The organism is Alphaproteobacteria bacterium US3C007 (genome assembly GCA_034423775.1).
Taxonomy (GTDB): Bacteria; Pseudomonadota; Alphaproteobacteria; order Rhodobacterales; family Rhodobacteraceae; genus Thalassovivens; species Thalassovivens spotae.
In genome coordinates, this window is record CP139918.1 from 2,199,016 (window position 1) to 2,221,155 (window position 22,140).

18 protein-coding genes are annotated in these 22,140 nt (G+C 53.0%); 2 read left to right on the top strand and 16 right to left on the bottom strand.

The window, feature by feature from the left end:
• Positions 1 to 5: 5 nt before the first annotated feature.
• Positions 6 to 1,241: an acyl-CoA dehydrogenase family protein gene (locus UM181_10555; GenBank protein WQC61774.1), complete on the top strand. Its 1,236-nt coding sequence runs from the start codon at positions 6 to 8 to the stop codon at positions 1,239 to 1,241.
• Between the two features lie 50 nt (positions 1,242 to 1,291).
• On the opposite strand, the gene dtd is transcribed toward UM181_10555, so the two are convergent.
• The 4 genes from dtd to UM181_10575 form a co-directional block, all read right to left on the bottom strand.
• The gene (gene dtd, locus UM181_10560) at positions 1,292 to 1,738 is read right to left on the bottom strand and encodes a D-aminoacyl-tRNA deacylase (protein ID WQC61775.1); all 447 of its coding nucleotides are present in this window, start codon (positions 1,736 to 1,738) and stop codon (positions 1,292 to 1,294) included.
• A 62-nt stretch (positions 1,739 to 1,800) separates the two neighbouring features.
• The gene (locus UM181_10565) at positions 1,801 to 2,772 is read right to left on the bottom strand and encodes a DUF2927 domain-containing protein (protein WQC61776.1); all 972 of its coding nucleotides are present in this window, start codon (positions 2,770 to 2,772) and stop codon (positions 1,801 to 1,803) included.
• A 70-nt stretch (positions 2,773 to 2,842) separates the two neighbouring features.
• The gene (locus UM181_10570) at positions 2,843 to 3,685 is read right to left on the bottom strand and encodes a tellurium resistance protein TerC (GenBank protein ID WQC61777.1); all 843 of its coding nucleotides are present in this window, start codon (positions 3,683 to 3,685) and stop codon (positions 2,843 to 2,845) included.
• 75 nt (positions 3,686 to 3,760) lie between these two features.
• Complete coding sequence (locus tag UM181_10575) at positions 3,761 to 4,543, bottom strand: pseudouridine synthase (GenBank protein WQC61778.1); 783 nt, start codon at positions 4,541 to 4,543, stop codon at positions 3,761 to 3,763.
• A 63-nt stretch (positions 4,544 to 4,606) separates the two neighbouring features.
• On the opposite strand from UM181_10575, the gene UM181_10580 reads away from it, so the two are divergent.
• A complete protein-coding gene (locus tag UM181_10580; GenBank protein WQC61779.1) occupies positions 4,607 to 5,068 on the top strand; it encodes a nucleoside deaminase in 462 nt (153 codons plus the stop codon).
• Here the strand turns inward: UM181_10580 and ileS are convergent.
• From ileS to UM181_10640, 12 genes are all read right to left on the bottom strand, one after another.
• Entirely contained in the window at positions 5,065 to 7,968 is a 2,904-nt protein-coding gene (gene ileS / locus UM181_10585; GenBank protein ID WQC61780.1) for an isoleucine--tRNA ligase, read from the bottom strand. The genes UM181_10580 and ileS overlap by 4 nt on opposite strands.
• Before the next feature lie 237 nt (positions 7,969 to 8,205).
• Positions 8,206 to 10,452 carry a phosphoenolpyruvate--protein phosphotransferase gene (ptsP, locus tag UM181_10590; protein ID WQC61781.1) on the bottom strand — a complete coding sequence of 749 codons (2,247 nt, stop codon included), beginning with the start codon at positions 10,450 to 10,452 and terminating at the stop codon, positions 8,206 to 8,208.
• A gap of 28 nt (positions 10,453 to 10,480) precedes the next feature.
• Positions 10,481 to 11,716: an aspartate kinase gene (locus tag UM181_10595; GenBank protein WQC61782.1), complete on the bottom strand. Its 1,236-nt coding sequence runs from the start codon at positions 11,714 to 11,716 to the stop codon at positions 10,481 to 10,483.
• Positions 11,717 to 11,781: 65 nt separating this feature from the next.
• Positions 11,782 to 12,240 (bottom strand): DUF1178 family protein, encoded by a 459-nt coding sequence (locus UM181_10600; GenBank protein WQC61783.1) that lies wholly within the window; start codon positions 12,238 to 12,240, stop codon positions 11,782 to 11,784.
• A gap of 51 nt (positions 12,241 to 12,291) precedes the next feature.
• Entirely contained in the window at positions 12,292 to 13,485 is a 1,194-nt protein-coding gene (locus UM181_10605) for a glycosyltransferase N-terminal domain-containing protein (GenBank protein WQC61784.1), read from the bottom strand.
• Positions 13,486 to 13,558: 73 nt separating this feature from the next.
• Complete coding sequence (locus UM181_10610; protein ID WQC61785.1) at positions 13,559 to 14,362, bottom strand: phytanoyl-CoA dioxygenase family protein; 804 nt, start codon at positions 14,360 to 14,362, stop codon at positions 13,559 to 13,561.
• A gap of 140 nt (positions 14,363 to 14,502) precedes the next feature.
• Positions 14,503 to 17,172: a TRAP transporter large permease subunit gene (locus UM181_10615; protein WQC61786.1), complete on the bottom strand. Its 2,670-nt coding sequence runs from the start codon at positions 17,170 to 17,172 to the stop codon at positions 14,503 to 14,505.
• Positions 17,173 to 17,179: 7 nt separating this feature from the next.
• Positions 17,180 to 18,157 (bottom strand): TRAP transporter small permease subunit, encoded by a 978-nt coding sequence (locus UM181_10620; GenBank protein WQC61787.1) that lies wholly within the window; start codon positions 18,155 to 18,157, stop codon positions 17,180 to 17,182.
• 73 nt (positions 18,158 to 18,230) lie between these two features.
• A complete protein-coding gene (locus UM181_10625) occupies positions 18,231 to 19,319 on the bottom strand; it encodes a TRAP transporter substrate-binding protein (protein ID WQC61788.1) in 1,089 nt (362 codons plus the stop codon).
• Between the two features lie 223 nt (positions 19,320 to 19,542).
• Positions 19,543 to 20,304 (bottom strand): 5-oxoprolinase subunit PxpA, encoded by a 762-nt coding sequence (locus UM181_10630; protein ID WQC61789.1) that lies wholly within the window; start codon positions 20,302 to 20,304, stop codon positions 19,543 to 19,545.
• The gene (locus tag UM181_10635) at positions 20,301 to 21,323 is read right to left on the bottom strand and encodes an urea amidolyase (protein ID WQC61790.1); all 1,023 of its coding nucleotides are present in this window, start codon (positions 21,321 to 21,323) and stop codon (positions 20,301 to 20,303) included. The genes UM181_10630 and UM181_10635 overlap by 4 nt, the downstream gene beginning before the upstream one ends.
• Positions 21,323 to 22,117, bottom strand: coding sequence for a carboxyltransferase domain-containing protein (locus UM181_10640; protein ID WQC61791.1), 795 nt, complete (start codon positions 22,115 to 22,117; stop codon positions 21,323 to 21,325). Before UM181_10640 ends, UM181_10635 begins: the two co-directional genes overlap by 1 nt.
• Positions 22,118 to 22,140: the final 23 nt, after the last annotated feature.

Sequence of the window (22,140 nt, forward strand, 5' to 3'; positions counted from 1 at the left end):
TTACCATGGATTTAGGTGTAACTGAACGGGTTGCTACGCTGCTGAATGCGGTGCGCGAGATGATCGAAAACAATATTGCGCCGCTTGATCGCGAATATCATGCCGAAGTGGGCAAACACCCGTCCGGCAACAGGTTTGCAATGACGGACCGGCAATTGGAAATCATCGATGGGTTAAAAGCCTTGGCGCGCAAGCGCAATTTATGGAATTTCTGGTTGACTGGCAGCGATCGCGGCTACGGCTTGAGCACGGTTGAATATGCCTATTTGGCTGAAGAAATGGGCAAAGTGCCTTTGGCTGCCGAAGTGTTCAATTGCTCTGCCCCCGATACCGGCAATATGGAAGTTTTAGAGCGCTACGGTACGCAGCTGCATAAAGATCGTTGGCTGGGTGATCTGTTGGCGGGGCGGATCAGGTCTGCCTATGTGATGACCGAACCTGGGCTTGCCTCTTCTGACGCGGCGCAATTGGCCTTTGAGGCGCGCCGTGACGGGGATGATTTTATATTAAATGGTGAAAAATGGTGGATTTCTGGCGCAGGGGATCCGCGTTGTGCTTTGTATATTTTAATGGCCAGTACCGCGCCGGAAGCGGCCAAACACAGCCGCCATACGATGTTTGCGCTTGATCCGAAAACGCCTGGAATCGAGGTGCTAAGGCCAATGCAGGTTTTTGGCAATGATGATGCCCCCCATGGTCATATGCATTTGCGCTTCACCGATGTAAGAATTTCACAAGATGCGATTATTCTTGGCGAAGGGCGCGGGTTTGAAGTGGCGCAAGGTCGGTTGGGGCCAGGGCGGATTCACCATTGTATGCGCGCGATCGGGCAGGCTGAAAAAGCCTTGGAAATGATGTGCCGGCGGGGTTTGTCACGCGAGGCTTTTGGAAAGCAGCTTACGGAATTGGGGGCCAATTATGATATCATCGCGAATGCGCGTATGGAGATCGAAATGGCGCGTCTGCTCTGTTTAAAGGCGGCCTATATGATGGATACGGCCGGGGTACGGGCAGCTCAGCCATGGATTTCAAAAATCAAAGTGATCGCGCCGTTGATGGCGGGCAAAGTGGTGGATGAGGCCATGCAAATGCATGGCGCAGGGGGCATCAGCCAAGATTTTGATCTTGCCCATATGTGGACGCATATTCGCACGCTGCGCTTTGCCGATGGCCCCGATGCGGTGCATCGCCGCCAAGTGGCCCGCGCAGAATTGAAAAAATATAGTAATACGCAAAAATAAATTCCGCCGCTTCGGCGCACTGGCGCAACTGGGCCGGCCCTAAAGTGGCTTTAATCGGCTTCTGTGTCGATCCAAATTGTCACTGGTCCATCATTGATCAAATTGACCTGCATATCGGCTCCGAAACGGCCGGTTTCAACGCGCGGGCCCAGATCAGCAAGGGCTTTTGCGAATGTTTCGTAAAGTTGCCTTCCCAGTTCGGGCGGCGCTGCGCGCGAAAACCCAGGTCTGTTGCCGCGCTTTGTATCGGCTGCCAGAGTGAATTGACTGATGACCAAAGCGCTGCCGCCAATGTCTAGCAAGGATTTGTTCATCCGCCCCTCGATATCTGCAAATATGCGCAATTTGGCGATTTTTGACGCCAGTTTCTCGGCATGCTCGGGCGTATCTTCCAGCATCGCACAAATCAGGATGAGCATACCTGCATCGCATGTGCCGATCTGATCGCCTTTCACGGCAACGGAAGCTGTCTGAACCCTTTGGATCACGGCGCGCATCTGTTTCTCCTTTAATAGTATGAGAAGGGGGTTGAAAAAGATCAAAGCGTCTGGCGGGAAGGTTAACGGCTTGGCGCGTTATGCTCAATTATCAATTGCTTCAAGAGCGGTTGCGCCTCTTGCAATTCAATGCCGGCGGGTAGGCGGGGATCGTAGAGAACCCGCAAAAGAAGGGCATCTTGATTTGTTAAAAATGCGAATTCATCATCATCATTGAAAATGGAGGGGTGCGCTGCCGGGTTGTCATTGTGAAGCCCTAACCCTTGGGCAATTTCCTCATGAAAACAGGCTTTCTTTAACATCGGCGGATGCTCGGCGCGGATCACCGCAAGCGCTTGTTCATGTATATGGGAGCTGTGCCGCGCAGAAAACGTTAACACCATGCAGTGGATATCAGCGGGCATCCGTTGGATCACTTGTTGAATATTTGGCGGCACAAGCACATCCTTCTTGCGTAGGTTTTGCACCATGTTCATGCGATGCACTTCATCCACGACAACCACGTGAAAATTCCCAAGCTCGGTTGTAAGCTCAATAGGATGGCGGGTGATGTCAGACAGTTGCGTGGCATAATCTGACAGGAATTGCGTATCCTTCACGCGGGTTTCAGGGCTGAGCGAGGGGCCAAAATGCAAATTGATCTTCACCGGTCTTTGCCATTTTGAAAGCGCCGTGGGCGTCGCTTGGGCAGGTTGAAAACCGCTGCTTGGTTCATATTCATCGTAAAATGCCAAACTGTTAAACAACTCAGTAAGGGCCTTTGGTGTCGCGCGCGGGCTATTGGAGCCAGCATCGGTTCGAAGCAGCCCCTGGGCTATTAAGCCCGTGGCAAGGTGGTCATAGCGTTGCCTGAGCTGCCGTGATGTTTCAGCAGCAAAAGCCGGTTTGTTTGCGTCCTCTGCGCCCCGTTTGATATTGGCAAGCTCTGCGCAACCGCTCAGGCTGAGGATGAGGGCCGCACCTGTGCCTTTGAGGCTGCGTTTCCAGCGCTGTTTTATCGCAATATACATTGTCGGGCTTGTCACATCTGGCACGTCTTATTTCTCCAGCGCAGGCATTTTTCTTTTGTGCCTATTGCCTTTACGTTTAACGCGCAGGGGCGCCTTATAAGTGATGTTTAGGCTTGGCTGTTCCGGCGCCGTTATGGCCGCGCTCAATCGTTAGTTTTCGGCTATACCTTGATTGGATGATCTCCACCACAATCAGGACCAAGACGCTAAAATAAAATGTTGTTTTCGACATGGGAATGATCTCATAGCCAAAGACGCGCAGCGCCAAGCTGGGATCATGCATTGCATGTGCTGCTGCTTGACCGCTTTCTCCAAGCAGTACAATCCCGACAATCAGCAGAATAAACAGGCCTAAAACCTCGTACATGCGGTTTTTCTCCAAAAAGGCGGTTACACCATCTGCTAAGACCAACATCGCCAGCCCAGATAGCAAGATTGCGGTTGCCAGAACCGCAAATACTTTGGTGATCGCCAAGGCGGATAGAACTGAATCGAATGAGAAAATAAGGTTCATCAAAACGATCAGCAGAACTACCTGCACCGCAGATTTCCCCGGTTTGTTATCAAGATCCGCATCCAGATGTTGGATCGTAAGAAGATGGCCAATTTCTTTAACCGCTGTGTACATCAAAAATACACCGCCTAGCACGAACACGCATGTGGCAAAATTCACACCGCCCTCTAACACTCCAGACCAGCTGAAAATATAGAAGGGTGCGCCAAGCGCTTCGATCAGATGGATCATTGCAAAAAGCAAAACAACCCTGAGCACCACGGCGATAATGATGCCCCAAAACCGCACGGCTTTTTGATGGGCCACGGGCGCCCTTTGGCTTTCAATCGAAATATAAAGCAAATTATCAAAGCCAAGAACGGCCTGTAAAACCAATAATACGATCAGGTTACCAAAATTTTCGATTGTAAAAAGATCAAACATAATCCCCAAGCCTAAGCTGGGTTTAATAAATTTGACAAGATTTATTTTGATTGGCGCAAAAACGGACTGCTGCGCTTATCTATGCCGGCGCTGGGGCTTTTTTGCCTTTGGCTTTTCGTCAGAAACTGGCGCCAACCCCAATTGATCGCGCATGATTTTGCGGCGCACTTCTTCAACCTCGCCCAATTTCAGAGTGCCCAGCTGAAACGGGCCGAACGAGACGCGGATCAATCGGTTGACCTGCAGGCCTATAGCTTCGATCGCGCGCCGAATTTCGCGGTTTTTGCCTTCTCGTAGACCAATGGTTAACCACGCATTCGCGCCCTGCTGGCGGTCTAATGTGACGCTCATGGGCTGAAACCGTTCACCGCCGATGCGCAGGCCTGCACGCAATGGCGTAAAACTATCTTCGCTTGGCCGCCCGTTGATGCGAACGCGATAGCGGCGCAGCCATCCCGTTGCAGGCAGTTCCAGCTGGCGTTTGATTGCCCCATCATTGGTTAACAACAACAGGCCCTCAGAGTTCAGATCAAGCCGGCCCACGCTCATCACGCGGGGCAGATCTTCGGGCATTTCATCATAAATTGTTGTACGGCCTTTTTCATCGCGATCACTTGTCACCAAGCCGCTGGGTTTATGATAGAGCCAAAGCCGCGCATGATCGGGCTCTTTCAGCAGGGTGCCATCAACTTTTATCTGGTCTTTTTGCGTAACGTTCAGGGCTGGCGATGTAATAACGGTGCCGTTCACATGCACGCGGCCGGCCAGAATCATCTTTTCCGCATCGCGGCGGCTGGCAAGCCCGGCGCGGGCGATGGTTTTAGCGATGCGTTCGCCTGAAGGGGTGTTGCTGTCCATTCTTCGGGCTTTACGGCAAAAACAAGGCTTGCGAAAGGGGCATTCAGCCGTCATCAAAAGCTTATGCGGTTTAAAAGTTTTATGGAGATTGCGTTAAAGGAAGCGCGTTTGGCGGCGGAACGCGGAGAGGTTCCGGTGGGCGCGGCCGTAATCTCGCCGCAGGGCGCGGTTTTGGCGCGCGCTGGAAACCAGATGCGTGCGCAAAATGACCCCTCTGCGCATGCGGAAGTTCTGGCCATTCGTTCCGCGTGTAAAGCATTGGGATCCGAGCGCTTATCGGGCTGTGACCTTTATGTGTCGTTAGAGCCCTGCCCGATGTGTGCAGGCTTGATTGCGGCGGCGCGGATAGAACGGCTTTATTATGGGGCCTGCGATCCCAAATCTGGTGGTGTTGCGCAAGGCCCGCAGGTGTTCAGTCATGCACAATGCCATCATAAACCTGAGGTTTATTCGGGCATTGCAGAAGGCGAGGCCGCGGCGCTGTTGCGCGATTTTTTTGCCAAGCGGCGCGGCGGCGCGCGTTAAGCCGTGCTCAGAGCAGTGCTGCAGCGCCGGCAGGTGCCAGGATGCTGGTCTTGCCCCACATCAGGAAGAATTTTCCAGCATCGCTGACATTTTTCCCCCTCTGCTTTGGAAAAGGCAACGCCAATCCCAGGGTGATCTGCAAGGGTGAACTGGCCGTGCTCAATCTGACCGGTCGCCAGCTGCAGCGCCGATGTTATGCAAATGTCCTCAAAGGGCACAGATTGCAACGCGGCCAGCATCGCAGGATCGCTGATGGTGACGCTTGGTGCAGCTTCCAAACTGGCCCCAATAACTTTTTCAGAGCGCTGCACTTCCAAAGCCGATGTGACCACGCGGCGCGCAGAGCGGATCATTGCCCATTTTTCCGCCAGTTCCGGGTTTTTCCAAGCCGCGGGGGTCTCGGGAATATCCAGCAGGTGAACCGAGCTGTCATCGCCGGGGAACCGCTCAAGCCATACCTCTTCCATCGTAAAGACCAGCACGGGGGCGAGCCAGGTGGTCAGCCGGTGAAACAGAATATCAAGCACTGTGCGCGCCGCGCGCCGTTGAACCGTATCGCCATCGCAATACAGCGCGTCTTTGCGGATATCGAAATAGAACGACGACAGATCGACAGTTGCAAAGGCAAAAACGGCTTGAAATACGCCTTGGAAATCATAGGCATCATAGCCGCTGCGCACCTTTTCATCCAATTCCGCCAAGCGGTGCAGAACCCATTGCTCGAGCTCAGGCATGTCCTGCGGCGCGATGCGGTCGCGTTCGCTAAAATCGGCCAGCGAGCCGAGTAAAAACCGCATCGTATTGCGCAATCTACGATAGGCATCGGCGGTATTTTTTAAGATTTCAGGTCCAATTCTAAGATCCGCAGAATAATCTGACTGCGCCACCCAGAGCCGCAAAATATCGCCGCCATATTGTTTTACCACTTGCTCAGGCGCCACCGTATTGCCCAAAGATTTTGACATTTTCATGCCTTTTTCATCGAGCGTGAAGCCATGCGTTAGCACCCCGCGATAGGGCGCATGGCCGCGGGTGCCACAGGATTGCAGCATCGAAGAATGGAACCAACCGCGATGCTGATCGGTGCCTTCCAGATAGAGATCAGCCATGCCGTCTTTGGATCCATCATCACGATCACGCAAAACAAAGGCATGCGTTGAGCCGGAATCAAACCAGACATCAAGAATATCAAAAACTTGCTCATAAGCCTCTGGGTCGACGATACCATCAAGGAAGCGATTTTTGGCCCCCTCAGCATACCACGCATCCGCGCCTTCGCTTTCAAATGCGGCGGCGATACGGGCATTGACCTCGCCGTTGCGCAGCAAGAAATCTGGGTCTGTCGGTTTGCCGCCGGTTTTTGTGAAACATGTCAGTGGAACCCCCCAAGCGCGTTGGCGCGAAAGCACCCAATCGGGGCGGGCTTCGATCATTGAATAAAGCCGGTTTCGGCCAGTTTTTGGCGTCCATTCGACCATTTTATCAATAGAATTCAGGGCCCGTTCGCGAATGGTTTTGCCGAATTCATCTTGATTATCGCCGACCGGGCGATCGATTGCGGCGAACCATTGCGGGGTGTTGCGATAGATCAGAGGCGCTTTGGATCTCCAGCTATGCGGATAACTATGCTTGATCTTTCCGCGCGCCAAAAGCTTTCCGCTTTCTGCCAGCTTCTCAATCACCGCGGCATTCACATTGCCTTCTTTGCCATTGGGTTTGAGAATCCTTTTGCCGCCGAAAAATGGCAAATCGGCCCGCATCGCGCCATCTTCCATTACGTTATAGGTAAGCACTTGCTCCAGCATGCCCGCATCGCGATACAGCTCAAACTCATCCATACCATGGCTGGGGGCACAATGGACAAATCCGGTGCCGTCCTCTTCGGTGACAAAGGGCGCGGCGCGAAAATCGCGCGGCTCATCCCATTCGCCATCGCTGCCCTCCATGCCGGCCAAGGGATGGGACAGGCTGGTATTTGATAAATCACCCGCATCACTGATGCGCGCAAAACTTTCGACGCGGGCCTTTTCCAGAACCGAAGCGGCCTGTTTATCCGCCAGAAGAATGCGATCGCCCGTTTTGACCCAATTGTCTTCGGGGGCGGCCGTCACCTCATAGACCCCGTAAGAAATGTCTTGGTGATAGACCACACCGCGGTTTGAAGGGATGGTCCAAGGCGTGGTGGTCCAGATTACCACATCGGCGCCTTCTAGCGCTGGGTTATCGCTATTTAGAACCGGAAAACGCACCCAAATGGTGAAGCTTTCTTTGTCATGATATTCCACTTCAGCCTCTGCCAATGCGGTTTTTTCAATGGGAGACCACATCACCGGCTTTGAGCCTTGATACAGCGTGCCCGTCATAAGAAATGTCATGAATTCTTCTGCGATCACGCGTTCTGCATGATAATCCATGGTTAAATAAGGCATTTCCCAATTGCCGGTAATCCCAAGCCGTTTGAACTCCGCGCGCTGAACATCTACCCATTCAGCAGCGAATTTGCGGCATTCTTGGCGGAAATCGACCACGGGCACCGTGTCTTTATCGCGGCCATTTTTGCGATATTGTTCCTCGATTTTCCATTCAATTGGCAAGCCGTGACAATCCCAACCTGGGATATAGCAGGCATCTTTTCCCATCATTTGTTGGCTGCGCACAACCATGTCTTTTAAAATCTTATTGAGCGCGTGCCCAATGTGCAAATGTCCATTTGCATAAGGTGGACCATCGTGGAGGGTAAAGGGCTTACGGCCCTGCTTTTCCCTGAGGCGGTTGTAGATGCCCATGTTTTCCCATTTTTCCAACCATTCCGGTTCGCGTTTCGGCAAGCCAGCGCGCATCGGAAAATTGGTTTTTGGAAGGTTCAAAGTATCTTTATAATCGGGCGTTTCAGCGCACATGGCTTGGTATCCTTGGGGCGTAAGAAGATAGTATAATGTACGGCGGGCTGGCGCGTACGCGTTTTCCCGGCCACTCTTATGTCTTAGAGCGCCGGGTATATAATTCGATAAGATGATGTATAAAAAAGAGCCATTAAAGCCGCTTATAGGCCCGTCTCGCCTGCGGGTCTAGACCCTTCCGACCCTGCTGCAGAACAGTTTTCTGCCTCAATTTTCTAAAAGGGCGCGTTTGCGCTTTTATCCGCCATGCTTGGCCATGAAATTGGCCGCTGTCTTACGCAGATTATCGACACCTGCCAAGCGGGCCTGGTCTAGTTCCACCTTCAATGCTTTCAAGTCGGTATTCATGAGGGCCTGTTTGACGGGGCCAATAGAGGCGGGGCGCATTGATAAAGTATGAAGCCCCAAAGCCGCCAGACAGACGGCTTCTAACGGGCGCCCGGCATCCTCGCCACAAAAAGACAGCGGTGTTTTATGCGCTTGGCATTTTGTCACGATATCTTCGAGAAAGCTGAGAAAGCTGCTGCTCAACGTATCATAGCGTTTGCGCACCAATTCATTTTCGCGATCAGCGGCGAAGAAGAATTGTTTCAGATCATTGCCGCCAATTGACAAAAAATCCACCGAGTCAAAAAATGCTTTGGGGGCGTAGTGGATCGAAGGGGTTTCGATCATCGCGCCAACCCGCAGGCTTTTTGGCAGCGGGTGACCTAGGATTTTCTCGCGCTCGAGAGCTTTGTCCATTTCGCTGCGCGCTTGGCGAAATTCTTCATGTTGCGCGATAAAGGGGAACATGATTGACAGATCGCGCCCGTTTGCGCCGCGCAACAAAGCTTGCAACTGCATGCGCAACACGCCCGGTTTGTCCAAGCCAACGCGGATCGCACGCCAGCCTAGCGCCGGATTTGGCTCTTCCACTTCGGTCATATAGGGCAGTACTTTATCCGAGCCGATATCAAGCGTTCTGAAGGTGACAGGTTTGTTTTGAGCCGATTCTAAAACCCGCGCATAGATCGCGCTCAGCTCTGAGCGTTTGGGCATTTGACTGCGTAGTAAAAACTGCAATTCGGTACGAAAAAGCCCAACGCCTTCTGCCCCAGAGCTTTCGAGGCTGGGCAGATCGGCCATTAACCCGGCATTCATCAGCAACGTGACGCGCGTCTTGCAGGCGGCGATGGCGGGGCTGTCGCGAAGGGCGGCATAGCGCTTTTGCGCCTTTGCTTGCATAGCGATTTTATCTTTGACGGCGCTGGCCACGCTGTCATCTGGGCGTAGATGGATTACCCCTGCATCACCATCGATCATGATGGGATCGCCGTTTAAGGCCTCGGTGGTTAGATTTTCGGCGTGAATGACGAGCGGAATCGCTAGAGCCCGTGCCACGATTGCGGCATGCGATCCCACCGACCCTTCTTCAAGCGCCAGACCTTTTAGGCTGCGCCCATATTCCAAGAGCTCGGCGGTGCCAATATTTTGCGCCACCAAAATCGCATCGCTCGGAATCACCGCGCCCGTATTGCGCCCCTGGCCTGTAAGGCTGCGCAACAAACGGTTCGATAGATCATCCAAATCATGAAGGCGGTCGCGTAAATATGGGTCGGCAACTTGTGACAGCCGTGCCCGCGCCGCGGATTGTTCTTTTTCAACGGCCGCCTCTGCCGAAAGCCCCTGATCAATATCGGTGTCCATTCGGCGCAGCCAGCCGCGCGAATTGGCAAACATGCGATAGGCTTCCAGAATTGCCCTTGGCTCCTTATCGCCAAAGTGCGCTGCATCCAGCAAATCATCGATGCCGCTGCGCAACTTTTCCAATGCTGAGGACAGGCGTTGTTTTTCAATTTGCGGATCTTCAGCGATTGGATTGGTGACCACAACGCGGGGTTCATGCAGCCAAACATGGCCAGAGGCGGTGCCCTCTTGCACGGGGGTGCCGCGAAACAGGGCCGGTTCCTGGTGTTGAGGCCTTAATGCTGCGCCTTCGCCCACAAAAGCGCCTAGCTCGGCCATTTCTGCCAGAACCATGGCCACAATTTCCAAGCCGTAAATCTCGTCTGAGGAAAATTCACGCGCGGTTTTGGATTGGACGACCAAGACCCCGAGGCCCGATCCGAGGCGCTGAATGGGCACACCCAAAAAGGACGAGTAAATTTCCTCGCCCGTTTCCGGCATAAACCGAAAGCCTTTGGTGGCTGGGGCATTCGCCGCGTTGATGGTGTTTTTGCGCGCGGCCACCCGCCCCACCAAGCCTTCCCCAAGGCGTAGGCGTGTTTTGTGAACGGCGTCGGCATGCAGGCCTTCGGTGGCGCAAAGCTCCAGCGTGCTCTTATCTCTAAAAAGGTAGATCGAGCACACTTCTGTGCCCATTGAATCGGCGATCAAATGGGTGATTTTATCCAAGCGGGCTTGGCCAGCTGAATCTTCTGCCAGCGTGCCACGCAAGCGCTTTAGCAGTTTGCGGCTGTTGGTTCCCGTGGTGTCTTCCATGGGCGGCGCGCCCCCCGTTTCCCTTGGCTTAGGCGCTTTCGAGCCCAAATGCATGATGCAGGGATTGTACGGCAAGTTCCATATATTTCCTATCAATAAGAACGGAAATCTTGATTTCTGACGTGGCGATGACTTTGATGTTAATGCCTTCATCAGATAATGTTTTGAACATTTTTGCCGCAACGCCGGATTGGCTTCGCATGCCAATTCCTACGGCCGATACTTTGGCGGCGTTCATATCTGCGATCAGATCGACGAAATCAACATGGTTTTCAGTCTTTGCATCCAAAAGCGCTTTTTCAGCGCGGGCGACCTGATCGGTCGGGCAGGAAAAGGTCATATCGGTGCGGCCATCTTCGGCGATATTTTGAATGATCATATCCACATTAACATTGGCCTCTGAAAGCCGTCCGAAAATAGCTGCAGCCGTGCCGGGGCGATCTTCGACCGAGACCAGCGTCATCTTCGCTTCATCGCGCGAATAGGCTATTCCTGAAACAACATTAGATTCCATAATTTCTTCCTCGCTACAGACCAAAGTACCGGCCGTTTCCGATGGTTCCTCAAAGCTTGACAATACTCTCAGTTTTACGCGGTAGCGCATCGCCAGTTCTACAGATCGGGTTTGCAAAACTTTTGCCCCCAGCGATGCCAATTCCAACATTTCTTCAAAGGAGATTTTGTTCAATTTGCGGGCATTGGTTTCGATCCGAGGATCGGTGGTGTAAATCCCGTCAACATCTGTGTAGATATCGCAGCGCTCTGCGTCAAAAGCCGCCGCGAATGCGACCGCCGTGGTATCAGATCCACCGCGGCCCAACGTGGTAATTCGCCCTTCGGGGCTTAACCCCTGAAAACCAGCGACCACTGCCACCCGCATGCCATCGGCAAACTTGCCGTTGATATTCTGGGTTGGAATTTCCTCAATCCGCGCGGCAGAATGGGTAGAGCTGGTGTTCAATGGTACCTGCCAGCCTTGCCAGCTGCGTGCGGGGATTTCCATTTCTTGCAACACCAGCGCCATCAGGCCGGCGGTGACATTTTCGCCAGAGGACACAACCGCATCATATTCACGCGCGTCATGTAACGGGGAGATATCATTTACCCAGCCTGCCAATTCATTCGTTTTGCCCGACATGGCCGATACGATCACGATAACATCATATCCCAGCGCTACTTCTCGCGCCACGCGTTTGGCAGCGCGGGTGATGCGGTCGATTGAGGCAACGGATGTGCCACCAAACTTCATTACCAAAACCGGCATGATGGTCCTCTAAAGCTAAATTGCACCGCGGTGTAGGGCGAAGTAGGGCCAAGCGCAAGGGCTGTTCAGTTGGTTTTGCGCTTAGGATCAAAGGGCAGAGGGGCGACGGGTATCCCCTCTTCTACAAGTTTTTTTGCCTCTGTAGCTTTGGCTTCACCGTAAATTGCCCGCTCTGGCGTTAATCCGTAATGCATATCCCGAGCCTCTTGAACAAAATCGGATCCGACATAATCGGCATTTTTTTCCATATGCGCCTTGAAGTCTTTTAAAGCCTGTTGCGCAGGATGGGGGGGCTCTTGCAGGGGCTTTTGGGCTGTTTCGGGCGCGGCGTTCGGCTGGGCCATAGGAGCGGGCGCCGAGGCGGTGTTGACCCGGGGCGCCATAATCGCTTTTGTCACCTGCGTAGAGCCGCAGATTGCACAGGTCACCATTCCGGCGTTTTGCAGTTTCTCAAACGCATCCGCAGATTGGAACCAGCTGTCAAAACTGTGCTTATTGCTGCATTTTAAGGAGTAATTGATCATCTCTCGCCGTGCTCTCTTCGCTCTGCCTTGTCAACGATTGCGGATTTGGAATCAAGCTAAATCGGTATTTGATCTGGGCATTAGGTGTTCTAACACATCCATAATAATGCTCATATCTGTGTCATGAGACAGCGCCTTTGTGGCGCGCTGCGCAAGGTTTTGTTGCGCGCTGGGCGTCTTTAACGATGACAGGGCTTTGGCTAATGCCTCAGCATCTGCTGCGCGTATCGCCGCTTTGTTTAGGGCGAGCGTTTCGTATTCAGCGCTAAAATTGCGCGTATGGGGGCCCGTGATCAGCGCGCATTCATAAGCCGCAGGTTCGTAGGGGGTGTGTCCACCGTGATCTTTAAAAGCCCCACCAACGATACACAGGCCCGAAGCGGCGTACCATTTGGGCATTTCGCCCAGCGTATCTGCCAAGATCACGTCAACCTTTTCAGGTCCGCTAGCCTGGTCTTGGCTATAGCGTTGTAGTCGCCAGCCCTGCGACAGGATAAGATCAGCTATTTCGGCGCCGCGTTTGGGATGGCGCGGCGCGATAATCAGCTGTAATTCGGGCCATGTTTGTCTCACCAAGCCAAAGGCTTTTAAGATGATTTCGTCTTCGCCGGGATGCGTTGAGGCGGCCAGGCATATATTGCGGCGTTTTTTGGGATCCAAATCGATCGTTTGGGGTTGATATAATGATTTCCAATTGAGCACAGGGCCCATTTTTTCGGGATCAATCCCTAAGCCTTTGAAGCGCTGGTAAGAGCCTGCATCTTGGGGTTGCAGATAGGCTATCGTGTTCAACAATTTGGCGCTGAGCTTCGGAAACCGGCGCCAGAGATTCTGACCGCGCGCGCTCATCCGAGCCCCCAAGGCGGTGACCGGAATGCCTGCTGCGGCCAATATGGCGATACGGTTGGGCCATAATTCGGCCTCAAAAGTCACATGCGCGGCGATTGAATATGCCTTCATGAACCTGCGCTGTGCCCAACGGAAATCTAGCGGCGAGAGCGCCGCGTGATATCCAAGCTCTTTCGCCCAGAGACGTCCGGAAAGCGAATTACAGGTGATCAATAAGCTGTTTTGACCGTAACGCGCCGCTAGCGCGTCCAAAATTGGCTTAGCGGATTGCAGCTCACCATTCGATGCGGCGTGCACCCAGAGCCATTTTTGCGCAGGGCGTTTCAGCGCCACTGGTTTTCCAAACCGTTGCCAGAAATCTGCCCAGTCTTCGGTACCTTTTAAACAGCGTATCATTAAAAGGAGCACAAGCGGGAAGGCGGCAAAGTTTAAGAAGAGGCGGTATATAAACATGCGCAGGACGTAGGGGTTATAAGCTGCTTTGGTCAAGCAGAATAGGAAACCAGTCTTTGCGCAACCGCTCGCCAGGTTGCATCGCATGGCCGGGAAAGGGCGGTGAGGTGGGACCTGGACGCTCGATATAGCGCGCGTCATCCCCAAGCAAGCGAAGTGAAAACGCTCGGCGCCTCTCGGCGCTGTGATTACCGCGCGCGCCGTGCAAGGCATTAAAGTGAAACGCAACTGCGTCTCCCGGCTGCATATTATATTCGATGATGCTCATTCCCTCGGCATCAGGATCCGGCACGGGTTGGTAGAGATCGCTATCGGGATAAAAATTTTGTTCTGATAGCCAGCGGGTTGGCAGCACAGGTTTTTGCCACTTATGCGACCCGGCGACCACGCGCAAACTGTTTTCTTTTACTGGATCAAGGGGCACCCAAAAGCTGATATTTTGCTGGCCACTGGTGAAGTAATATGGGGCATCAGAATGCCAAGGCGTAGGTTTTGAGGTGCCTGGCTCTTTGACCAAAACATGCTCATGGAATAATTGTACCGTGTTTGATCCCATCAGCTCAGCAGCGATTTGGGCAATATGTGGCCGATGAATAACATCCGAAAATTCGGAGATGCGCGCCCAGTTGCAATAATCATCAAAAAACCGTCCGCTCTCTGTGTCGCTTAGGTTTTCTGCAGCATAGGGCCCGGGGTGCTGTAGATTAAACGCAACCCCGTCACGCAGCGGTTCAACACAATCGGCAAACATGCCGCGGATCAGCGTTACACCATCGGTGCGAAACGCGTGAATTAAATCAGTGGTTAATAATGGATGCATGCGCGCCTCTTTCTCGTCGGCGTGATCCTACGTGTCCAGATGCTGTTGTCTAGCTTTGAATGGATGCAGCGCGTGACGGGTAAGCCACAAAAGGAAAAGGCCGCCAGCGTTGGCGACCTTTTAAGTTTTGCATGACGGGCTTAAAAATTCAGCGACAAATCACGATGAACCGCAGTGCAAGAGGCTAAGAATAGAGCCTGATCGCGGGTCAGCGCCGGTTGCAAACGCGCGCCCAATGTACCTTTCAGCGCCTCGACATATTCACTCAGAGGGCCGCGTAATTCCGCTTCCGCCTGCGCGCGCCACTCAAGCTGTGCCGCGTATAGCTCTAGCGCTTCCTCGTAATGGGCAAGCGCTTTTTCACGGTCTTTTTTACGTTTTCCCAGCGCCTTTTTGGCTTTGCCTAAGGCTTTTTTCACATCATCCGCGCCCTCTACAGCACGTACGCTGCGCTCGGCTTGTTTCACGGCCTCTTCTGCGGATTTGTAATCAGCATCAAGTTCAACCGCTTCTATAATTGACCTAAGGCCGATCAATTCTGCTTCCAGTGCGATATAAGCTGATGTTGCTTCCAAAACCATCAAAGCTTCTGAAGCCCCTTCAAACGTACCATCTGCAGCCCTGCGATAGGTGTTTCGCGCTTTTGTTTCGGCGGCGGTTAGCAGGCTGAAGGTCTCATATTCGGTTTCCCATGAGGCCGGTATCTCGCCTTCTAGCGTGGCAATTTTGGCTTTTGTGTCGGCAACATCCGTGGTCAGAGCAGCGCGTCTTTGTGCAAACTCTTCGCCTTTTAAACGGGCCAGTTCTTTTTCGCTGGCTTTAAGATGCTCGTTCTCTTGGCGCAGTTGTTTTTGCACTGAGCGCACTTGGCTTAGCATTGGGCGATAGCTGTCCTCTGAGGCTTTTACCGCCGCAGCTGTCACCGAAATCTGTGCCAAGTTCTCTAGGGCTTTATCGGCCTCTTTCAGCGAGTTGGCAATCGGATCGGCCAAAATATCTGACAGGTTTGACAAATCGATGCGTTTTGCTTTCTCGATAGCAGCGACGGTTGCGCCGCCACTTGCCGCAATTTGATCTCCAACGAATTGGTCCATGCAGAATTGCAGCCGTGGATTGCGCGGCGGCGGCGCAGATTCTGACAGCAGGTTTGAGCGGTTAGGCAGATAGTTGACCAATTGTGGATAATTGCCAACGATCCCCAGAGCCAATAATTGCAACAGAATAAAAGGGATCACGCCGCGATACATTTCGATCGTGCGCACCACGGCCGGCGCCACGCCGCGCAAATAAAACAGCGCAAAGCCAAAAGGCGGGGTTAGAAAAGAGGTTTGGATGTTCAAGCCGATCATGACACCCAGCCACACTGCGGTTATATTTGCACCGGGATCGGCCAACAAAATCGGCGCCACAATCGGAACCACCACAACCGCGATTTCGATGAAGTCCAAAAAGAATCCAAGCACGAAGATCACCGCCATCACAATCACAAATTGCGTCCAGAAGCCGCCCGGTAACGAGTTCAAAAACTCGCGCACCAAATCCTCGCCACCAAATGCACGGAATGCCGCGGTTAGCATCGCGGCCCCCAGCAGAATAACGAATACCAAAGCGGTGGTTTTTGCGGTTTCCATCATCACGCCATGCAACGTACCGTTGATATTGAGTACGCGCATAGCGCTCCAAATGATTCCAGTTAGCATGACCAGAGCGCCCAGCACCCCGATCCAAATACCTTGCATATCCTCGGCGCTCTCGGCCGCTTTGATATTCATTTCATAGTTTTGCAGTGCATAGCCGGTGATCAGCAGCCCCAATATAACCAAAAAGGCAGGTACAAACGTCCATTTGTTTTGATCGACCAAGCGATACCCGGCCATCACCAAAGCACCTGCTGCGCCGATGGCGCCAGCTTGGTTCACTGTTGCAATACCGGCAATGATCGACCCCAGTACCAAGAAAATCAAAGTAAGAGGGGGCACCAACGTAATGAAAACTTGGCCCCAGAAAGCCCGATCAAATTTCCCTTCATACGGCACCGAGGGGGCCGCTGATGGTTTTAAAAACGCGTAGCCTAAAATATACAGCATATAGAGCGCCACCAAAACCAGGCCCGGGATGAAGGCGCCTAAGAACATTTCACCTGCGCTCGTTGAGGTTACGTCAAAGACGCTTGGCATCTGAAGGTTTCCGGTCGATTCCTTGAATAAGGATTTGCGCAGGCTACCCGCTTGATCCGCCGCAGAAGCCAATTGGTCAGCCAGAATAATCAGCACGATTGAAGGCGGGATGATCTGCCCCAGCGTGCCTGAGGCTGCGATTGTACCGGTTGCCAAGGACGGAGAGTATTTGTTACGCAGCATCGCCGGCAGGGAAATAAGACCCATCGCCACCACGGTTGCGCCGACAATACCGGTGGTTGCCGCCAATAAGGCGCCCACGAAGACAACTGAAATGCCCAACCCGCCCCGCACAGGGCCAAACAACCGTGCCATGGTCACCAAAAGATCTTCTGCGATCTTTGAACGTTGAAGCATAATGCCCATGAAGATGAATAAAGGGATCGCAATCAACGTATCGCGTTCCACTTCCCAATATACGCCGCGCAGGTTTAAGACCCCGGCTGAGATCCACTCAGACGGGCCGCCAGAGTGAAAATAGCTGCTAACATCGCCTTCAAACGCGTAGCCGCTGAGTGCAGCGATAACGATTGTGATGATCGCAGAGCCTGGTAGCGCGAAGGCCACGGGGTAGCCCGAGCCCAATGCAGTGGCCATTATGAGGATCAAAATTAAAAGAAAAAACAGTTCCATGAAAACCTCAATGACCGGTTGGATTTATTTGGCGTTTGCCAGGTTCGCCGCAAACATCGGCCCAAGCTTCCAGCATATAGCTGACAAATTGGATATACATCGTAATTGCAAACACGCCCAGGAAGGCGGCCATTTGGTATTTGATAAACAACCCGATGGACGCGGCTTGGCTGACCTCAAAATTCAGAATGGGCATGTTGATCAATGCCTGTTTGCCATCAAGGCCGATCAAGAGGATCGCCCAACAGGTCGACAGGCCCAGCAAGATCGTCCCAATGAAGTTTGCATAGCCTTTTGTGCGCTCACGCAGGCCAGCATAAACGATATCAACGCGCACATGGCCTTCGTCGTATAAAGTATAGGCAGAAGCAAATAGAAATAGCGCGGCATACCAATAGCGCACCAGATCACCCATAAACGCCTGTTCATACGAGAAGACGAATCGCGAAACCACGATTGCCAATTCGGCAACCACGATCAACAGAGCCAACCACAAAAACCCAGCTGTGCGCGTGATCGCGCCGAGAATGAAGCCAAATACAAGCAGGGGTATGTGGATTTTGAGGCCAACGAAGAACGGTTTGTTCAGGTCTTTTGCTGCGCCCTCCCAGAGCAGGCTTTCGGCCAGCCCTTCCACGCGTAAAAAAGCCACAGCCACATCTGCCATACCAACTAGAAACACGCCCCAAAACAATGATCTAACCAGATAGAGGTTTAACCGATGGATGCGATCTGCATCCTGGCGCAGGGCCGTTCCAGGCGTTCCTCGGGCGAATAAAATCGCCGCAAGCATCGGAATTAAATATACCAACATCGGCAGTGGATTGTTCCAGCGCAGCTGGGTGTCGCTTTGAAAAGAAAGGTTCAGAACATTATTGGTTAAAAATGCCAACAACATCGCCAGCAAGGCCCAAGAAACTGCTCTTATGGTCACCGCGCTTTTTACCTGCGGTTGACCGGTGTGTCCCGTGTCCGGCGCTGTCATTTAGTCACCTGTATTTTTTATAAAACAAATAAAAAGAGTGCGTGTAATCAAACACGCACTCTTCTGGAGTGGGTTAACCGATATCGAATACGCGGTTACGCTGGTTCAAGAACGTTGTCTCGAATTGTGCGAGCATGCCGCCGATTTCGCGCATGCCTTTTTGATAGGCATCATCAACTTCGGTTGCCAACGCAGAGTGATCGCGCGTTTCTTCGAACACTTCCAATGCGCCTTCGCTCATTGCATCCCAAACATCATCGTTAAAGTTACGAACTTCAACGCCTTGCTCTTCGACCAGTTTGGTCAGGTATTCGCCGTTCCGCGCCATCGTCTCGTCATGCGCCAGCGCGTGCTCTTCCGCCGCGGCGGCTTGGATCACGTTTTGCTCATAATCGGTTAGGCTTCCCCACCATTCAGCGTTCATTCCCAGCGCAATACAGCTGCCTGGCTCATGCATACCACCGGTGTAGTAGTATTTTGTCGCTTCATAGAATTTCAAGAAATAGTCGTTCCATGGGCCAACCCACTCTGTGGCATCGATCGAACCTGACACCAAGTTTTCATAGATCTGGCCGCCAGGCAAAGACACGGTTGAGGCGCCCAACTTTGACAATACGGTTCCGCCAAGCCCGGGAATACGCATTTTCAGGCCTTTAAAATCGTCACCGCTTTCGATTTCTTTGTTGAACCAGCCGCCCGCTTGGGTGCCTGTTGAGCCAACGGGAAGTGCTTTCAAGCCGAATTCGCCTGACACTTTATCCCACAGCGCTTGTCCACCGCCAAAGCGGATCCATGCCGTCCATTCCTGCGTGGTCATTCCAAATGGAACAGAGGTGAAATAGGCAAAGGCCGGATGCGTTCCGATCCAGTAATAATCAGCCGCGATATAGGCCTGGCTATTGCCAGATGCCACTTCGTTGAACGAATCAAACGCGCCAACACGCTCGCCCGCAGCGAAATATTCAACATTCAAGGCACCGTCAGAAATTTCACCGACGCGGCGCGCGAAACGCTGAGCAGATGTTCCGAGGCCCGGGAAGTCACGCCCCCAAGTTGCAACAACGGTCATGGTTTTGCCATGACCACCGGCAACGGCGGGTGCCGCCAAAGCAGCGCCAGTAGCGCCAATCGCAGCGCCTTTTAAAAACTTACGACGTTCCATACAGTTTCTCCTCACTGTTTAATTTTTTGCAGGGCAGTCCTCCGAGCCCCAATATTGGTCAAGTTATCTAACCAGTTTGCGGATCGCAACTAATTTGTCCCTTGCACGTAATTTAATTAGCCGTTTCTGAGGACAAGGCAAGGTTTTTCACGCCTGTGAGCCCGCTTGTAAAGGCCATTGCCAGTTTTAGGATCGTTTGAGTTTTGCCTATCTAATTGCCGCGTCAGAGGCAAAATTTCGCCAAGGTGACCCCAGCTTGTTCCAGTGATCTGCGCACCGACTTGGCAATTTTGAGGGCATTTGGCGTATCTCCATGCAGACAAATTGTATCGATTCGAGCTTTTATAGGCTGTCCCGAGCGCGTGATGATGCTGCCGTTTAACACCATTTCGGTGACCCGATCAGCCGCCAGCGCTGGATCATGGATCACCGCGCCCTCGATTGAACGATCCACCAGCGTTGCATCCTCATTATAGGCCCGATCGGCAAAAATTTCGCCAACGTATCGACAGGGTAAGCTTTGCGCGACCTCTTCTTGAGCGCTGGCTGCCAGCACCATTAAAATGGTCTCTGGCGCGACTGAAAGCGCGGCTTCATAGGCGTCATAAGCCAGCTCTGCATGTTCCGATGCCATGTTTGACAGCGCGCCATGCAGTTTAATATGGCGAATTTCAGCGCCAACGCTGCGCGCCATCGCCTGCGCTGCCCCGATCTGGTAGCGTATTTGATTTTGTAACGTGGTTTTGGATAGGTGAAGCCGCCGCCGTCCAAACCCTTGCAGATCGTCAAAGCCCGGATGCGCGCCGATACCGACCCCGCAATCCTGCGCCTGCTGCATTGTTTGCTGCATCACATCTGGATCCCCTGCGTGAAAGCCACAAGCAACATTGGCCGAGGTGATCACTTGTAAAAGAGCGCCGTCATTGCCCATTTTCCAGGGGCCGAAGCTTTCCCCCATATCCGCATTTAAATCAATATTTTTCATTGCTTTGCATCTCCTGCATCGAAGGCCGACACCACGCCTCCGATCAATTGAAGCGACAAGAGGTTGTTCATTTTATAGGGATCTTGCAACAATGGATGCAAGCGGTCAGATAATTGAGACACGCGTTCAGTATACCGGTTTTCATATTCAAGCGCTTGTTCAAGCGACAGAAATTTAAACGTAATCGGGGCATCTAAGCCGGCTTGCGCGATTTTTGGTAGATCACTCGGAAGCACCGTTCCAATCCGTGGATAACCTCCGGTGCTTTGGCATTCCGGCATCAAGACAAAGGGGCGTCCATCACCGGTCATTTGAATATCCCCTGGCACGATGATTTCAGAAAGAATTTTAAGTTGATTGCTTATTTGAAACGGCGCGCCTTCAAAGTCTAATTTTATGCCCATGCGGTTGGCACGAATGTCGCGGGTGAAAATTGTATTTTCAAAGCGCGCGCGCTCAGCTGGGCTGAAAAGATCGGTTTGAACCGAGGCGACGATATGAATGCTGCCCCCTTGGAAGCGATCGTCTACCTCTAATTTTTGGCCGATAAAGGGTTTCTCGTGCGGGCCGATCGGCAGAGTGGCGCCTGCAGCCAACGCCTCGCCGATTCCAATCGCACGGTGCGCAGCACGGGCCTTCAAAAAAACTTCTGTGTCGAAGCCGCCTCCCACCGACAAATAGGCATACGTGCCCGCTCGCACCCCCCCTAAGCGCAAAATTGCCCCATCTGGCAGATGATGCGCGGCGTTCCAAGCCACGGGCGTTCCGTCCAGCTCTGCGTTCATCGGGGCACCGGTTAACGCAATTTTGATATCACCTTGAGCTTGGAAGACGCCGCCAAACCCAGCCATCTCTAGTGCCCCATCGCCGCTGACTTGCCCAAGAAGTACGGCGCCTTCCTCCAACGCCAAACAATCTGCGGCGCCCGATTTCGAAAGCCCTTGAGCCAAATAACCTGGGCGACCAAAATCTTGAATGCTTGCATGAGCGCCACAGGAGAGGATCTTTAGCCCGGCCATCACAAAGCGCGAATCACTGCGCCGCCATCACCGCTGTGATCTTGGCTTTTAAGGTTAAAAAGCTGTTCTGCCGATACGGATTGCAATTGCAATTCATCTCCCGGGCGCAGCGCAAAGGGATTATCGGGCTGTTGGGGGCGAAAGCATTGAAAGGCAGTTTGCCCAATATGGCGCCAGCCGGTTGGGTTATCGGCGGCAAAAATTATCACTTGCCGGATCGCCACGACCAATGCGCCGCCAGGGACTTTTGGGTTCACGTGCTCCATACGCGGAATATCCCAAGCCGGTGGCAACTCGCCGGCATAAGGTTGGCCCGGGGCATATCCTATGGCCATCACCCGCAGCGGCGCAGCTGTCAAGCTTTGGATGGCCGTGGCTCTGTCCATCCCGGCCAGCTCTGCTGCGTGGGATAATTGTGGCCCGTTTGCAGCATCAAAAGCGCAGGGAATCATGAACAAACGACGTCCGCGGGGCAGCGCGGCCTGATACCAATCATGTTGCTCAAGCAACTCTGTTAGCCGCGCGCGCATCTGAGAATGGGTCAGGGCAGCTGTGTCAAATCGCAGAAAGCTTGACGCCAACGTGCTGCTGGTTTCTTCGATGCCGCGCCACGCCTGCTGGTCAATCGCGGCTTTAAATGCCAAGGCAGCGCGATTTGAGGTTTCGTTCAAGCCGCCGCTGAACTGCACCAGAAAGCCGTTTAACCCCACAGGAACGATGCGTGGATATGTGAGTCGTTGTTGCACGTCGCCATCGCCTTTTTTGACGGTTTCAGGCGTTGCGTCACCGGGCATGGCCATGGTCCTCAAAGCCTTGG

Excerpts from the sequence above, each read along its gene's own strand:
- UM181_10555 (WQC61774.1), top strand. The coding sequence starts at position 6 with ATGGATTTAGGTGTAACTGAACGGGTTGCTACGCTGCTGAATGCGGTG.
- dtd (WQC61775.1), bottom strand. The coding sequence starts at position 1,738 with ATGCGCGCCGTGATCCAAAGGGTTCAGACAGCTTCCGTTGCCGTGAAA.
- UM181_10570 (WQC61777.1), bottom strand. The coding sequence starts at position 3,685 with ATGTTTGATCTTTTTACAATCGAAAATTTTGGTAACCTGATCGTATTA.
- UM181_10575 (WQC61778.1), bottom strand. The coding sequence starts at position 4,543 with ATGGACAGCAACACCCCTTCAGGCGAACGCATCGCTAAAACCATCGCC.
- UM181_10580 (WQC61779.1), top strand. The coding sequence starts at position 4,607 with ATGCGGTTTAAAAGTTTTATGGAGATTGCGTTAAAGGAAGCGCGTTTG.
- ileS (WQC61780.1), bottom strand. The coding sequence starts at position 7,968 with ATGTGCGCTGAAACGCCCGATTATAAAGATACTTTGAACCTTCCAAAA.
- ptsP (WQC61781.1), bottom strand. The coding sequence starts at position 10,452 with ATGGAAGACACCACGGGAACCAACAGCCGCAAACTGCTAAAGCGCTTG.
- UM181_10595 (WQC61782.1), bottom strand. The coding sequence starts at position 11,716 with ATGCCGGTTTTGGTAATGAAGTTTGGTGGCACATCCGTTGCCTCAATC.
- UM181_10600 (WQC61783.1), bottom strand. The coding sequence starts at position 12,240 with ATGATCAATTACTCCTTAAAATGCAGCAATAAGCACAGTTTTGACAGC.
- UM181_10605 (WQC61784.1), bottom strand. The coding sequence starts at position 13,485 with ATGATACGCTGTTTAAAAGGTACCGAAGACTGGGCAGATTTCTGGCAA.
- UM181_10610 (WQC61785.1), bottom strand. The coding sequence starts at position 14,362 with ATGCATCCATTATTAACCACTGATTTAATTCACGCGTTTCGCACCGAT.
- UM181_10615 (WQC61786.1), bottom strand. The coding sequence starts at position 17,172 with ATGGAACTGTTTTTTCTTTTAATTTTGATCCTCATAATGGCCACTGCA.
- UM181_10620 (WQC61787.1), bottom strand. The coding sequence starts at position 18,157 with ATGACAGCGCCGGACACGGGACACACCGGTCAACCGCAGGTAAAAAGC.
- UM181_10625 (WQC61788.1), bottom strand. The coding sequence starts at position 19,319 with ATGGAACGTCGTAAGTTTTTAAAAGGCGCTGCGATTGGCGCTACTGGC.
- UM181_10630 (WQC61789.1), bottom strand. The coding sequence starts at position 20,304 with ATGAAAAATATTGATTTAAATGCGGATATGGGGGAAAGCTTCGGCCCC.
- UM181_10635 (WQC61790.1), bottom strand. The coding sequence starts at position 21,323 with ATGGCCGGGCTAAAGATCCTCTCCTGTGGCGCTCATGCAAGCATTCAA.
- UM181_10640 (WQC61791.1), bottom strand. The coding sequence starts at position 22,117 with ATGCCCGGTGACGCAACGCCTGAAACCGTCAAAAAAGGCGATGGCGAC.